The organism is Desulfitobacterium chlororespirans DSM 11544 (assembly GCF_900143285.1).
GTDB lineage: Bacteria > Bacillota > Desulfitobacteriia > Desulfitobacteriales > Desulfitobacteriaceae > Desulfitobacterium > Desulfitobacterium chlororespirans.
Map to the genome: position 1 here is coordinate 23,390 of NZ_FRDN01000017.1, position 12,432 is coordinate 35,821.

Below are 12,432 nucleotides of genomic sequence, written 5' to 3' on the forward strand. Positions count from 1 at the left end.
ATCGGGGAGGCAAATAGATGGAAAGATGCTGCCAAAATTGTTACTGGTACAGGGAAAGACCAGAGCAGATACATTGCCTGAATGTTGACCGTAAGGACTGGAAACCAACGGAAACGTCAAATATTTGCGGTGATTTTGTAACACCAGAAGATTTTGTGCCTGACCTTGTGTGGAGCAACGTTGTTTCATTGATAGATGCAAAAATAAAAAGAACAAGAAAATGATGAGAAGAGGTGCGCTATTGTTTAAATTGCTTTCGTTAGATGAACGCAAGCTTAAAGGAGTTAAAGAGGTCCTGGACTGGGTTCAGAGCTTGGACCACGCACAACAGGAAGAGATATGTAATAACATCATGTACCAGTTTTTTTATGATATGCAGTTGTTGCAAGAAGGCTATACCAAGGTATTTGATGTCTACCATCATCCCAAGAATGGCTACCTTCTACAGTATCGACAAGATAAGCTCACTGAATCAGAAGCTCATCATCATGCTGTAGAATCTAGCCGAAGGATTATCAACAAGGCTTTGAAAGCTATTTGATAAAGATGGAGGAGTATTTATGGGACAGAAAAGTTTGATTTTAGATAAGAGTGGTATAAGCGCAAATGAAAGACCGATACTTTTCAGCACGCCAATGGTGCGGGCCATTCTTGAAGGTCGCAAGGGCATGACCCGTCGAGTCATGCGGGAGCAGCCAATTGAAGACGAGAATGGATACTGGCACTTACTGAAAAATGGACATCGGTTCAATTTGGGAGGGCATGTCGGAAAGCAGCGCGATGGAACTTCCATCCACCCGTACGGCATAGAAGATCTCGTGGCGAAACATGCCCCTTACAAACCAGGAGACCTCCTGTGGGTGCGCGAAACGTGGCGGCAGCAGCCACACGAGTACGATGCAATCACGGGAGAATACTCCGATTTTGAGTGCCAGTATAAGGCGGATTATACCGTGGAAGAAAACGCTTGCTACGGAAGATGCGGTGGATTGGCACCATGGAAATGGCGACCGTCAATTTTTATGCCTCGTGAGGCGGCGCGACTGTTCTTACGTGTGATTGGTGTTCGGGTGGAACGACTCCAGACGATCACAGAGGAGGAGGCGCAAAACGAAGGGGTGAGTGACCCGTACGAATACCAACCTCCGGAATATTACGAACAACCGCACATAAGGGGTATGGAATACCACAGATCCGCCTTCGCTGGCCTGTGGGACAGCCTTAACGTCAAGCGTGGTTTTCGCTGGGAAACAAATCCATGGGTTTGGGTGTATGAGTTAGAGAAGGAGGCACAAAAATGAATTCAAGGAAAGATGCAGTCGAGATCCAAATACAGGGCATCAAGTGTGATAACCGCACATGTGGCTTTAAAGACGATACAGTAAGGTTTGAAGAATATGGGCAGTGGTTAAACAAACCTTGCCCGAAATGCGGGGCCAATCTTTTAACAGAAGAAGATTATGCAAGCACACTAATGCTCGTTGAATTAACTGGAATTGTAAATGATATGCTCCCAGAGCCACCTGACGATGAGGAAAGAGTCAAATTTGAAGCTGTGTTTAATGGAACCGGGAAAATAGCGTTCCGGCTAAAGGAGTAAGTGCAAGAGAAGAGACAGTATATGCCATGTGCAGCTAATTTAGTTAAAAGGAACATAAAGGAGAGGAGTTTATGTCTATGTTCGTTGATTTAGAACAGGTCAACAGAGAATATTCATTTAAAAAATCAACTTCCGAGCGGTATGATATACGCTGGGGAAAGTACGGCTGGGCAGTCATCACCATTGATGAAAACGGAGGAATGTTTAATGCGCAGTCTGACTACGGTAATTATGCCTATTCCTGGCCAAACCACGGGAGAAAATCTTTCAAGCATTTTATCAGCTTAGATTTGGCAAAAGATCCAACTTACTTTCTAGGCAAAGTTTCAAGGGAGACTCATTTTGACTATGAAAGAACCATAAAAAAGTGGAAACGTGAAATTATACAAATAAGAAGGAATAAGGAATGCACAAAAGAGCAAGCAGGAGAAGCATGGGACTTTATAACTTATTTAGATGATTATTCGGGATCTTCCCATGCGATCCAGATGAAGGTATACGAGAGTCATGAATTGAGTGCTATTTGTGAAGAGCCAAATTATGTGTTTGGAGTTGAGTTGGATTATCCCCCGGACGCAAAGAACTTTGCTAAGGAAGTCTTGCCTATTTTTGCAGAAATTATTAGGCAAGAGATTGGGATAAAGAATGAGATGTAAAAAGGGGAGGGGTTAGGACAAACGTCCATTTATTATGAAGAAAAGAAAAGTGTATTTTGTTGATATCTGCAACACGCTTGCGGACATTAACAGTGAGCTTAGCAAAATGGGGTATCAGACGGACGTTTATCCGTGTCTGGCTCCAGTAGAAATATATTCTGAAGATTTGTTCCGGAAAGCTCAGCCGATCTGGCCTTGTGTGAGTCTCGTTAAAAAGCTGTCTGAAAGCCACTCCATCGTGTACTTAACTGCCCGTGATGAGAAAATGCGGGAAGTCACTCAAGAATGGCTCACAGCCTATTCCCTTCCAGCTGGTCCTGTAGTTCATACGAACGGACAGCTGAAGGGGAGCATAGCTTTAGAGCTAATACCAGCAGAATGGATCGGCGGTGCCATTGAAGATAGTCCTCAGGAAATTGAGGGATATCGAAGGACTATCGCTGGAATAAGGCTGCTTATACCTGATTGGCCACATAACCAAGGAACACAAGGTTTTCATATCCCAGTGTTCGAACCCGAGGGAGAGTCCAATTATGGGTAAGAAGAGAGGTTTTTTATAATGCGGATAGAACTTAAAGAACCTTTAAATGAAAGAGCTAAGGTTGTTGATATTGAGCCTGGTGATCGGGTACTCATCTCTGAATGGGATGGTATCACAGCTATCGGGAATGTAGCCCAAATCACTGATTCTTTTATAGTTCTGGAAAACTCCCGATTCTTAGCCAGTGCTTATAGCAATAAAATTGTTGACTACTCAGTATTCGGAGAAATGACTGAATTGGTCTTTAAAAGGTCTATTATTTGTGCAATTGCAGTCATTGAAAACACAAAAAAAGATTGTGGTTAAAATCCGGCCTGCGCTTCGAAGAGGCGACAATCTAGAGTTTGAGGGGGAATGAGATATGGACAGAGAGATTAAATTTCGCGGTAAGACGCTAGACAGCGGCGAGTGGGCGTATGGGTATTTAACTAAAATGTGGGGTTCGTACCATATTATAGATGCGAATGACGAGAACCTTGCATATCAGGTTATCCCTGAGACAATAGGACAATTCCCTGAAGTCCTTGATAAGAATAGCAAAGAGATTTATGAGGGGGATATAGTAGAAACGAGAAACGGAGAACGCTTTGTTATAGAGTTTTTGACTGGTTCATTTTTCTTAATGGATAAAAACGGGAAAGGTTTTGAATTATGGCATCAATGCAACTTTTCGGGTGGCGTATATACCGGACGCACATGGTGCGGTATTATAGGCAACATCTACGAGAATATGGATTTATTGGCGCCAGAGTAATCGAAAAGTAAGGTAACTAAGAGCAAAGGTCCTTATAATAGGGCCTTTGTTCTTTATAAATGAAATGTTGACTACCTGAAAGGCTAAGTATAATCTTAAGTAGACATATTTTGGGAGTCTTACTCCAGCCGATAAAGAAAGAGAGGAGGGTAAAATCTATGTTTGAAAAATTCTCTGAATCTCAAATCTACAAGAACGTTAAGAGAATATATAAAAGTTGCTTTAAATGGTCTAGGGATAAAGTGGATCTGATAAAATATTGTCTGGCTACCTATTACAACCCCAAAATAAGAAGTTTCCTTTGGAAATTAGGTTTCATCTCAGGGTTAATATATCTATCTTATCAAAATTGGTCAACAATTATCAATTATGATAAGATAGCTGATCAACAAGGACTGTTAAATGTGATTCAAACTCCGGCCAACCTATTTGTTTTCAAGTTTGGTATCGTCTACGCCTTGGCCACAGGGACTTACTTTCTGCTGAAATTACCTTTCCAAAAAATTGAATCTTTAAAAGTAAGTAGCAGCGGAGTTGAATACAAAACAGTTGCTGAAAATGCAAAGGTAGCCGATGAAGCACTGACAGCTTTGCGTGAAGCTGAATATGCCCGAATGAATATATTGAATACTTTATCGACTCCTCATGTTATGAATACCATCAAGAGTCTGGTCAATAGAAATGAGATAAATATGGCAGGAGGCATATCTTTAATTGCTGGTATAATGCAAGCCTATTTACTTTCATCACTCAATGTAAAGCTTCACACTTCAGTAATTGGTGTAGTAAATGATGTTCCCGAACAGGATGAATATGATAGGTTGAAAGTTAATATTCAACTTCTGATTAATGAAATAGTAAATGAAGAAACGCCCTGGCTTATCCATGAAGGTAGACATTCTGTTATTGTTGTTCGCTTTAAATGGGAAGCTGAAAACACAGACTATTGTATCCTATGTTTGGAAGCAGATTCCAAGGAATGGCTGTTTAGCAAAGCTGATTATCTGCTGCTGGATACGGCATGGAACATTATCAAAAGATCCCTTCTGTTGTATAGGAGAAAAAACAGTGCTATAATTGTATCGAAGAGACAAGCTAATGGACAGGGGGGCGATTCTAAATGACACGGATGAAAATGAAATCTACAAAAAGGAATTATCCAAAAGTCCGGGTGAATACCGTCGGAGTAGATGTTCTGGATGCAGATCTCATGGCCTATGTTACGAAAACCGCCCGCCAGAACAAATATGAACCGGAAGACGATCCTGTGCTTAAGAAATTTCGTAAACGCATGGGTATCGTAAAATTAAGTTCTTAAAAAGTTAAATTTGTAATAAATATGGGCAAGATACAACTTAGGAGGTTGATTATCTTGCCCATTTTTCCTTTTGAAAGCAAAAGCGAACGAACGAAGAAAGAAATCTTAAAGGCGGCCAAAGAGATTGCTGATGAAGCCACCAGGAGATTTGATTATAATCCAGACGATGATCCGGTTATAAGAAGGTTTCGAAAAAGAATGGGACTTCCACCAAAAAAGAATAATTCAAATGAGCGTTGATTTAATTCCTTATTTATGATTCTTTCCATAGCTAAATATAGATGGTATAATAATAGTAATGATTAAGCATTACTGACCTGAACCGCCCTGCTCATTGAGCATTGCGGAAGAGGAATGCCTTGGAAAGAGCCTAGACCGACCAGCCTAGCTCAAGAAACTCCTTGAACCACCCTGACCGTATCCATAAATAAAAGGTCACTGTGGAAGAAGGGACGCAGGATTAGATACTCCATTATTGGGTATCAAAAAGAGAATATAATATGGATTCGTATTGCCAAAATTAGGTATACGAGTCCTTTTTTCATATATAAATTGGCCTAAGCCAAAAACGCGCGTTCATTTACCGCGCTTTTTTTGTGCTTAAAAACGAAAAGGGAGGAATTTAAAGTGACACCTGAATTAAGAAAGGATCTGCTCGACATTAAAGGAGTCATCGAGAAGCAAATCCGGGACGATGTTCAGTCTGGAAGGACACCCAAGGACACTATTAAAACACTATTTGAAAAACTTGATCCGGAAACCGTCAAATGGTTTTTTGCTGAAACGGTCAAAAAGGCTGAATGGGATGGAAGATTTTATAGGCGCACAAAAGAATGGGCGTTTGAATTTTTCCATCCCCTCCTATCAGAAGAGGATGGTTCCCGATATGGGCAAATAAGCGATAGCATTGTCCATCGGGCGCATGTCAACCAACTGGTGGAAGCGATTATTGATCAAAAAGGAATGGGCACAAACCCCTTCAGGCGGTCATAGTAAAGAGCCTTCCCTTCTTGGGGGAGTGGAGAAAGAAGGAATATAGTATGGCTTATCAGCGTGGACAAAAAGTTTTTATTAAGGATTACAGACTTGTCGGCAGCAGTTGTATTCCAGTTCTCCGGCCTGCGGAGATAGCGGGGAAATACTCAGACAATCAGGAAGTTGAACAGGTTATTTTTCTCGATGAGAGGTTCAGAAAGGGTGGCAGGGGAGCTTGTTCAGTTACGGTACTTGCCAGTAAAATTGTCCTTCAATAAGAATTAATAAGGGAGGATTCCTATATGTCAAATGAAGTCAAGAGAAATTGCAATTCTTGCAAGCACGGACTATTCACAAGGTGCGAGGCTTTAAAGAACAATGAGGAATATCAGACCATACGAAGCGCTTCTATGTCAATGCGGGCTGCTCATGAATTTAAAGAAAATTTTATCTGCAATGAATATAGCTCCAGATATATTGAGTATCCGATTGAAGTTTCCAAAATAAACAAGAACACCGAATTATATAGTCTTGAAAAAAGCAATATAGGCAAATTTGTCAAAATAGCTCCCTGTGGAGAAGAACATAAAGGCAAGACTTATCTGGGTCTATTTCTTGGGGACTTGCCGATGGGTATTTCGGTATCTCATAATCCAACAACAAAGGAATTAAATCTTGGCTATTTTGCTAACCCCGCCATTTTTGTATTTGAACTCAATAAAATTGTCTTTGGCGCAGAAAGTTGGTGGGGTGTCATTGAAACAGAAGACGAATTAAAAGCAATAACTCCGAATGACATTGACAATGTCTGGTATGTTAAAGCACTGAAAGCAATGTCGAGTTAATGTTGAAGGAGGATTTCTGTAAAAAAGTGTGAGCTATGGCTCGGAACAAAGACAGCGCGATTTATGCGCTGGGGAAATTTAGATAAGGCTGATCCCGAGTGGACATTGACAATTGTGGACTGTCATATTTAATTTGTAAATATTTAAAAGTCATGAGAGTAGCGGAAACGCTGCTCTCATGTTGCTAATATAAAAAAAGGGGGATTTATAAACATGGAAACAGTTAATACCTTGAATACAGCTGTATTAAAATGCTGGAGCGTAACATCGAACAATAACGGATTTATTGCACCAGAATTGGTGGAGTACAGACTGCGGGGGCGGATATACGATGACAGCAGATGCTTGTTTCCTGACGGATCGCGAGTACGCACTTCACCTATTCAGAAAATAACAGATTGCGGGACTCACAAACTGGTTGAAACGATAAGCACCATCTACAGTGTGTACGCAGCTGATGTAGATCCGGAATACGAAAAGGCGTTTCCAAACGCATACAAAAGATTAAATATGAAAAGAAGTTAAAAACTATGAAACAGATGATGCAGGAAGCTTTTTGGATTTCTGTGGTAGATAGACTACCAGAGGTGGATGTAAATATACTCCTGTGTGATGCAAATGGAAATTTGTTTACCGGGGATTACACAGGAGAAGTGTTTGAAGATTTCTATGGATATGAGTGCCAGGACATCACTCACTGGATGAGCATTCCGAAGAGACCAAAGAAAGAAGGGGATATGGATGAGTGATGAAATCCTGCGCTGGGAAAAGCGCATAATCAGAAAGCCGCACAAATGCTTCGGCTGCGGTAAATCCGATGTGCGGTAGTGAACTGTTATCGCTTGAGTCTGTTTAACAACCTCCGACAAGAAGTCCCCCGCCTATTCTTCTAGAGGTGGGGGACGTATCTGGACGATGAAGACCGGCTATTACTTAATAAGATTTTAGGAGCATGAAATTATGTATGACTTAAAATGGATTTTAGATCACGATGATAAATACCGGTATCAGTTATTAGATAGAATGCGAATGGACTGCGCGTATTATTTAGGCAATGGGCAAATATATGAAAACCACTTGTGGGCTGATAACGAAAAAGAGCAAATCGAATACATGAAAGCAATTTGGAATAGCTTCCCGGCAGAGAGCAAGCCTGAATGGCTGACTTACGAACAGATTTTAGAGTGCGAAGAAAAAATGATGGCGTTAAAAGTCTTGAAGGAGGCGCAGGTATGAAATCTTTAATTGAGAAGATTGGAATTTTGTATAAGGCACAGACATGATGAAAGGCAAAATCACAAGGGAATACACTTTTTGGTGCGGAAAAGAAGGATGCGCAAACTGGACACAGTATCCTTCTGCAAATCAAAGTGAAGCAGTGAAAGAAGCTAAAAGAGCTTCTTGGAGAAAAACTAAAGCGTTTGGATGGATTTGTCCGGAGTGCGTGAGTAAAGAAAAGGGGGATAATAGGTATGGAAAAAGGATTGGTTATTAGATATTTTAGTGGTGGATACTTTTTGTGCGATGGAAAACCACCGAAAGGGCGCGAAAATGATGGAGAACTATATGTGGGAAATACCGTCAAGTGGTTTGAAAAGTGGGAAGAGGCTGAGGCGATGCTGAAAATGATTGATGAGGCTTATGGCTTTTAGAGAACTAGTGAATGGGGGAATAAGGCATGGCCAGAATAATTAAGTATCGGGCATGGGATAACCAAAACGGCGGATGGTACCATTCTCCTCAGTTTGTTATAAGGCCATATAGCGGTCGGGCAACTGACGGTGCAATAGTACCTGATGTCGTACTTAGTCAATACACAGGACTTAATGATAAGCATGGCAAGGAAATTTACGAGGGAGATATTTGCACTGACGATAATCAAGGATTCCTTGAAGTTTGTTGGAGTGATTTGCATCAATGGGGCTGTAAGGTTCATAACAAGGGAGAGTTATTGAAGGGATTAACATTTCCGCTTTGGCATTGGGATAAATGCGAAATGAACGGATATCGAGAACTTGAAGTTGTTGGCAATATCTTTGAAAATATGGATTTACTGAAAAAAGTGATCTAAAATCAAAATGCTAAGTAGCTGTCGTTATTGAACGGCAGCTACCTTTTTACCCAGATGTAAGGTAGGGTCCCTATTCTAACGCTCGTTTAGTTTGATGTACTTAACTGCATTGAATCTGACACAACGATGATTGTGTCAGATTCGAGAAATCACTGAAACTCGCATGAATAAAGGCTGTTGGATGTTTTTCTTCAACGTTTTTATTTTTTAGCCTCTTCAAATATTACATAATGTAGGATATAATCATATTAAGTAATATTCGTGCTCTTGATAATTTGAGTGAAAATGAGGACGGGGGGATTCTAATTGGAATATAGAGAAATACTGGATAAGTGGGCAAAGTACACAAACTATGATCCTAATCAGAGCACTTTCAATCTTGCGAATTACAGCTATGAGCTTCATAAAGTAAATGAGCGAATTAAGAGCATTATCCAACTTTATGATAGAACAGGCGCATTAGCCGTAATCCAAGCAAAAATTATGTTTAAATTTATATTAAAAAAGACTTCTTTTAATATGCTTAGATATATGCAAAATCCAGGTGCACTTGATGAAGATAAAGAGATGTGGGGCATGTTTCATTCTTTGGAAGTGAGCGCCGCAGAGAATACGTATATTGAAGCAATTAATAAGTTGTCGGATGAAGTGATAGGCAAAACGTTGATTGGTGAAAGAAACGACGAACAGGTATTAGATGAATTATTTGAAGCAACTGATGTCGTTATGAAATCGCTCGAAGGGTGTAATAAAGATTTATTTATAAAGGGCGGTAGGGTTCTTCCAATAATGAAAATATCAACGCACATTCATCTTTTTGAAACTTTGGCGCAATGCTTAACGGCATTTGAAGTTGCTGAAGATGGTCTATATTTAGTCTACATAAATTGTGGCGGTACAGCTGATGGATATTTCGGTTTCCTATTAAAAAACAACAGCAATCTACTATTTATCAATGAAAGAATAAACGAGGCATACTCCGGCCAACACCAGAATACCCGGAATAACAGGTGGGCAGAAAACAAAAAGTATGAACTTTTCCCATATGACTTTATTTTTAACTACACAGAGCATGACTACAAAGGGTATGCGACTAAACATCTGATCAATGAAGATAAGCTTGCTTTCTTTGAATTAGGCCCCAAAGCATACCTCCCCATAATTATTGCTATGATTATGTTATCCAAACAATATATTGGGGAAACGCTAGATCTGCCTATTAAGTATGTCGATATCTTGTTACCATCAAATATTAATAAAATTCCGGCCGGTACAGAGAACGCTTTAATACTACCGGAAAATAGTGCTCTAATTGCATCGCATAAAGCAATCGATTTATCTTTTGATCTGAAGAAAATCATGTCTGGTGAATATGCTGAAGAATTTCATCACAACTCCAATAAGGATTACAGAGAAACGGGACATTTTACAAATAGAAATCAGTTGCTTGTTGATCTTTGGGGGCAGGGTTTTTCGTACGATCCTGCGACACTTTACGAAACAAACTCAGTATTGAGGCTTACTAATAGTGCCTCAGATTCAGAAAAGATTCCTCCAGAGTTCATAGGCACAAGAGATCGAATACGGCTGCAGGGGTATTATCAAATCCGGAAACAACTTGCGGACTACATTCGCGACAGGATACATGATGCTTGGGTAGCTTATGGTAAAACCCCGGCTGTAATAGACTGGTATATCTCCAACATAAAGAATAACTTTGAGAAAATTGAAATGCTTGTAGCCGCTGAGTATCTACGTATTAAAGAAGGAGGTGAAGCGCTAGGGCAAAGTTGGCGTTGGGGTGATAGTCAAAAAATAGATATTTACTATGTAGAACAAAAATATCCTGCCGTTTATAGATCAATCATACTAAATAAAGAAAAAAAGAATGGCCGTTATTATAGTAATGAATATTTATGTAATCATACGGGAGCTATAAGTAATATATTCTTTACTTTTGCACCCAAGGATTGGACTCAACTGGAATTGTTATGTGGCTGTGAAGTGCCTAAAGTAGTCAAAGGATGGCTTGAACGTGGGCATAGGGGGGATGGAAATTCGATTCTTGATGCAACAGATTTAGTAACGGAAGTTGGGACGCCTTTTGAAGAGCGCGAATCCGAAAAATATGAATCTCTTTATGGCGATTCAAATGTGTATTTTAACTTTGCATTCTCCATTGGCTATTCAAAGCGGGGCCTCAATCAAATTTTGAAAAAATATGGAGTGAGCAAGCGTTAGGGAGGGAAAACACTTGGCCATATATACAGTTATTGAATGTGATAGTTGCTCTAACACGCTGGATTCGGTCGGTGCAACTCCAAAATATCTTATGATAAAAAAAGCAAGAGAAAAAGGATGGTCTGTAGGAAAGCAGATAAGGTGCTCTGACTGCAAGAAACATAAAAAGGAGGATGGTAAGGATGCCCAAGAGAAATAAATATCCGTCCTACACCCAGCTAACGCTTCCATTGCTAGATTTATTTGAGTCACAGCCCAGGCCGCCGAGTCAATGGGAAGACGATGGATAGCGGGGGAAAAGCCTCTTAAATATCTTTTGACAGGATCATGGCGTTTTCCTGAAACAATTATTGTTAAAAATATAGAAAGAGCCGCCTTTATATAGTACATTAATGGAAGGATGTCTCTCCCCATAGAGTTAGAATAATCAAAAACTAAAAGGCGGTCTTACCGATGGAATTCGTACAACCAATCCGAGATAAAAAGCAGATCGAAGGTATGAAAAAAGTCCTAAAGGCCACAAACATGCGGGACTACGTTTTGTTCGTCCTTGGTATCAATACCGGACTCCGGATCAGCGACCTTCTTCGCTTAAAACAAACGGACGTTAAAGATGATAAAGGGAAAATTAAAAGCAGGATCGAGATCCGAGAAAAGAAAACTGGGAAGAATCAAAACTTCCCGATCAATGATACGGTAGCCAAAGCGCTCAAGGAGTATCTACCCTCCGGACCGCCGGAAGACACACCGCTATTCCCCAGCCGAAAAGGGAGTGGGCCTATTACACGACAGCAGGCCCATCACATCTTGAATGAGGCAGCTCAGCAAGTGGGAATAAAAGAACGCATAGGAACTCATACTTTGCGAAAAACTTTCGGATATCATGCCAGAATGGCGGGATATCCCATAGAGACCTTGCAAAAGATCTTTAACCATTCTTCACAGAAGATAACCTTAGTTTATTTGGGAATTACGCAAGATGATACGGATGAGGTATATATGAAGTTGAATCTTTAAATTTTGAATTAGCTGATTGATGCCTTTCGCTTTTTAATGTTTCAGTAATATACTTGATTGCTTTTAAATATTTGGATGAAATCTAGAGTAGAAGGGATGGGTTACTGATGAAAATTTTGCTCATTATAACTTTATTTGTTTTTCTATCTTGGATAATTGTAAGTGTCATTTTTGATGGATTAATAGAAAATTTCTATAATTCATATAAGTAAGGCGTGAACGATAATTAACCCAAGCAGGAGAAATGTCGGCTGAAAATCACAACCTCAGGCAAGAAATCATATCTCATGACCGCTCCTTCCCAAAAGCGAACATAGATGCTATAATGAAATTAATTATAGTATTTCGTCGCTTGGACCACCCTGCATAAGCATTGTGGAGGAAGCTGTATCTGAAAGAGAATGGATGGACGGC

Annotated in this window: 21 protein-coding genes; all 21 read left to right on the forward strand. The window is 40.1% G+C overall.

Features of this window, described 5'->3' with window-relative positions:
* Positions 1–17: 17 nt before the first annotated feature.
* The 21 genes from BUA14_RS28175 (at position 18) to BUA14_RS23275 (ending at position 12,018) form a co-directional block, all read left to right on the forward strand.
* Entirely contained in the window at positions 18–224 is a 207-nt protein-coding gene (locus BUA14_RS28175) for a hypothetical protein (RefSeq protein ID WP_018213645.1), read from the forward strand.
* A 17-nt stretch (positions 225–241) separates the two neighbouring features.
* On the forward strand, positions 242–541 hold the full coding sequence (locus BUA14_RS23175) for a hypothetical protein (RefSeq protein ID WP_018213644.1): 300 nt from the start codon (positions 242–244) through the stop codon (positions 539–541).
* 19 nt (positions 542–560) lie between these two features.
* Positions 561–1,301 (forward strand): hypothetical protein, encoded by a 741-nt coding sequence (locus tag BUA14_RS23180; protein WP_018213643.1) that lies wholly within the window; start codon positions 561–563, stop codon positions 1,299–1,301.
* A complete protein-coding gene (locus tag BUA14_RS23185) occupies positions 1,298–1,600 on the forward strand; it encodes a hypothetical protein (protein WP_018213642.1) in 303 nt (100 codons plus the stop codon). The genes BUA14_RS23180 and BUA14_RS23185 overlap by 4 nt, the downstream gene beginning before the upstream one ends.
* Positions 1,601–1,677: 77 nt before the next feature.
* A complete protein-coding gene (locus BUA14_RS23190; protein ID WP_143153501.1) occupies positions 1,678–2,256 on the forward strand; it encodes a phiTE_072 family protein in 579 nt (192 codons plus the stop codon).
* 34 nt (positions 2,257–2,290) lie between these two features.
* Positions 2,291–2,797, forward strand: a complete 507-nt coding sequence (locus tag BUA14_RS23195) for an HAD family hydrolase (RefSeq protein WP_018213640.1) — start codon at positions 2,291–2,293, stop codon at positions 2,795–2,797.
* Between the two features lie 18 nt (positions 2,798–2,815).
* Positions 2,816–3,103 carry a hypothetical protein gene (locus BUA14_RS23200; RefSeq protein WP_018213639.1) on the forward strand — a complete coding sequence of 96 codons (288 nt, stop codon included), beginning with the start codon at positions 2,816–2,818 and terminating at the stop codon, positions 3,101–3,103.
* 55 nt (positions 3,104–3,158) lie between these two features.
* Positions 3,159–3,551 carry a YopX family protein gene (locus BUA14_RS23205; RefSeq protein ID WP_018213638.1) on the forward strand — a complete coding sequence of 131 codons (393 nt, stop codon included), beginning with the start codon at positions 3,159–3,161 and terminating at the stop codon, positions 3,549–3,551.
* 158 nt (positions 3,552–3,709) lie between these two features.
* On the forward strand, positions 3,710–4,675 hold the full coding sequence (locus BUA14_RS23210) for a hypothetical protein (protein WP_018213637.1): 966 nt from the start codon (positions 3,710–3,712) through the stop codon (positions 4,673–4,675).
* On the forward strand, positions 4,672–4,869 hold the full coding sequence (locus BUA14_RS23215; RefSeq protein WP_018213636.1) for a hypothetical protein: 198 nt from the start codon (positions 4,672–4,674) through the stop codon (positions 4,867–4,869). Before BUA14_RS23210 ends, BUA14_RS23215 begins: the two co-directional genes overlap by 4 nt.
* Before the next feature lie 54 nt (positions 4,870–4,923).
* Entirely contained in the window at positions 4,924–5,109 is a 186-nt protein-coding gene (locus tag BUA14_RS23220) for a hypothetical protein (RefSeq protein ID WP_018213635.1), read from the forward strand.
* A gap of 387 nt (positions 5,110–5,496) precedes the next feature.
* Positions 5,497–5,862 carry a DUF3849 domain-containing protein gene (locus BUA14_RS23225; RefSeq protein WP_018213634.1) on the forward strand — a complete coding sequence of 122 codons (366 nt, stop codon included), beginning with the start codon at positions 5,497–5,499 and terminating at the stop codon, positions 5,860–5,862.
* Between the two features lie 47 nt (positions 5,863–5,909).
* Complete coding sequence (locus BUA14_RS23230; protein WP_018213633.1) at positions 5,910–6,122, forward strand: hypothetical protein; 213 nt, start codon at positions 5,910–5,912, stop codon at positions 6,120–6,122.
* A gap of 24 nt (positions 6,123–6,146) precedes the next feature.
* On the forward strand, positions 6,147–6,689 hold the full coding sequence (locus tag BUA14_RS23235; RefSeq protein ID WP_018213632.1) for a hypothetical protein: 543 nt from the start codon (positions 6,147–6,149) through the stop codon (positions 6,687–6,689).
* Between the two features lie 530 nt (positions 6,690–7,219).
* A complete protein-coding gene (locus BUA14_RS23245) occupies positions 7,220–7,438 on the forward strand; it encodes a DUF551 domain-containing protein (protein WP_018213630.1) in 219 nt (72 codons plus the stop codon).
* A 211-nt stretch (positions 7,439–7,649) separates the two neighbouring features.
* On the forward strand, positions 7,650–7,925 hold the full coding sequence (locus BUA14_RS23250; protein ID WP_018213629.1) for an LPD11 domain-containing protein: 276 nt from the start codon (positions 7,650–7,652) through the stop codon (positions 7,923–7,925).
* Between the two features lie 236 nt (positions 7,926–8,161).
* Positions 8,162–8,341: a hypothetical protein gene (locus BUA14_RS23255; protein ID WP_018213628.1), complete on the forward strand. Its 180-nt coding sequence runs from the start codon at positions 8,162–8,164 to the stop codon at positions 8,339–8,341.
* Positions 8,342–8,367: 26 nt separating this feature from the next.
* Positions 8,368–8,760, forward strand: coding sequence for a YopX family protein (locus tag BUA14_RS23260; protein WP_018213627.1), 393 nt, complete (start codon positions 8,368–8,370; stop codon positions 8,758–8,760).
* Positions 8,761–9,066: 306 nt separating this feature from the next.
* Positions 9,067–11,001 carry a hypothetical protein gene (locus BUA14_RS23265; RefSeq protein WP_072774767.1) on the forward strand — a complete coding sequence of 645 codons (1,935 nt, stop codon included), beginning with the start codon at positions 9,067–9,069 and terminating at the stop codon, positions 10,999–11,001.
* A gap of 13 nt (positions 11,002–11,014) precedes the next feature.
* Complete coding sequence (locus BUA14_RS23270; RefSeq protein WP_018213625.1) at positions 11,015–11,200, forward strand: hypothetical protein; 186 nt, start codon at positions 11,015–11,017, stop codon at positions 11,198–11,200.
* Positions 11,201–11,454: 254 nt separating this feature from the next.
* Positions 11,455–12,018, forward strand: a complete 564-nt coding sequence (locus BUA14_RS23275; RefSeq protein ID WP_018213624.1) for a site-specific integrase — start codon at positions 11,455–11,457, stop codon at positions 12,016–12,018.
* Positions 12,019–12,432 lie beyond the last annotated feature (414 nt).

Excerpts from the sequence above, each read along its gene's own strand:
- BUA14_RS23180 (WP_018213643.1), top strand. The coding sequence starts at position 561 with ATGGGACAGAAAAGTTTGATTTTAGATAAGAGTGGTATAAGCGCAAAT.
- BUA14_RS23210 (WP_018213637.1), top strand. The coding sequence starts at position 3,710 with ATGTTTGAAAAATTCTCTGAATCTCAAATCTACAAGAACGTTAAGAGA.
- BUA14_RS23260 (WP_018213627.1), top strand. The coding sequence starts at position 8,368 with ATGGCCAGAATAATTAAGTATCGGGCATGGGATAACCAAAACGGCGGA.
- BUA14_RS23245 (WP_018213630.1), top strand. The coding sequence starts at position 7,220 with ATGAAACAGATGATGCAGGAAGCTTTTTGGATTTCTGTGGTAGATAGA.
- BUA14_RS23200 (WP_018213639.1), top strand. The coding sequence starts at position 2,816 with ATGCGGATAGAACTTAAAGAACCTTTAAATGAAAGAGCTAAGGTTGTT.
- BUA14_RS23275 (WP_018213624.1), top strand. The coding sequence starts at position 11,455 with ATGGAATTCGTACAACCAATCCGAGATAAAAAGCAGATCGAAGGTATG.
- BUA14_RS23235 (WP_018213632.1), top strand. The coding sequence starts at position 6,147 with ATGTCAAATGAAGTCAAGAGAAATTGCAATTCTTGCAAGCACGGACTA.
- BUA14_RS23250 (WP_018213629.1), top strand. The coding sequence starts at position 7,650 with ATGTATGACTTAAAATGGATTTTAGATCACGATGATAAATACCGGTAT.
- BUA14_RS23230 (WP_018213633.1), top strand. The coding sequence starts at position 5,910 with ATGGCTTATCAGCGTGGACAAAAAGTTTTTATTAAGGATTACAGACTT.
- BUA14_RS23255 (WP_018213628.1), top strand. The coding sequence starts at position 8,162 with ATGGAAAAAGGATTGGTTATTAGATATTTTAGTGGTGGATACTTTTTG.
- BUA14_RS23205 (WP_018213638.1), top strand. The coding sequence starts at position 3,159 with ATGGACAGAGAGATTAAATTTCGCGGTAAGACGCTAGACAGCGGCGAG.
- BUA14_RS23190 (WP_143153501.1), top strand. The coding sequence starts at position 1,678 with ATGTTCGTTGATTTAGAACAGGTCAACAGAGAATATTCATTTAAAAAA.
- BUA14_RS23185 (WP_018213642.1), top strand. The coding sequence starts at position 1,298 with ATGAATTCAAGGAAAGATGCAGTCGAGATCCAAATACAGGGCATCAAG.
- BUA14_RS23195 (WP_018213640.1), top strand. The coding sequence starts at position 2,291 with ATGAAGAAAAGAAAAGTGTATTTTGTTGATATCTGCAACACGCTTGCG.
- BUA14_RS28175 (WP_018213645.1), top strand. The coding sequence starts at position 18 with ATGGAAAGATGCTGCCAAAATTGTTACTGGTACAGGGAAAGACCAGAG.
- BUA14_RS23215 (WP_018213636.1), top strand. The coding sequence starts at position 4,672 with ATGACACGGATGAAAATGAAATCTACAAAAAGGAATTATCCAAAAGTC.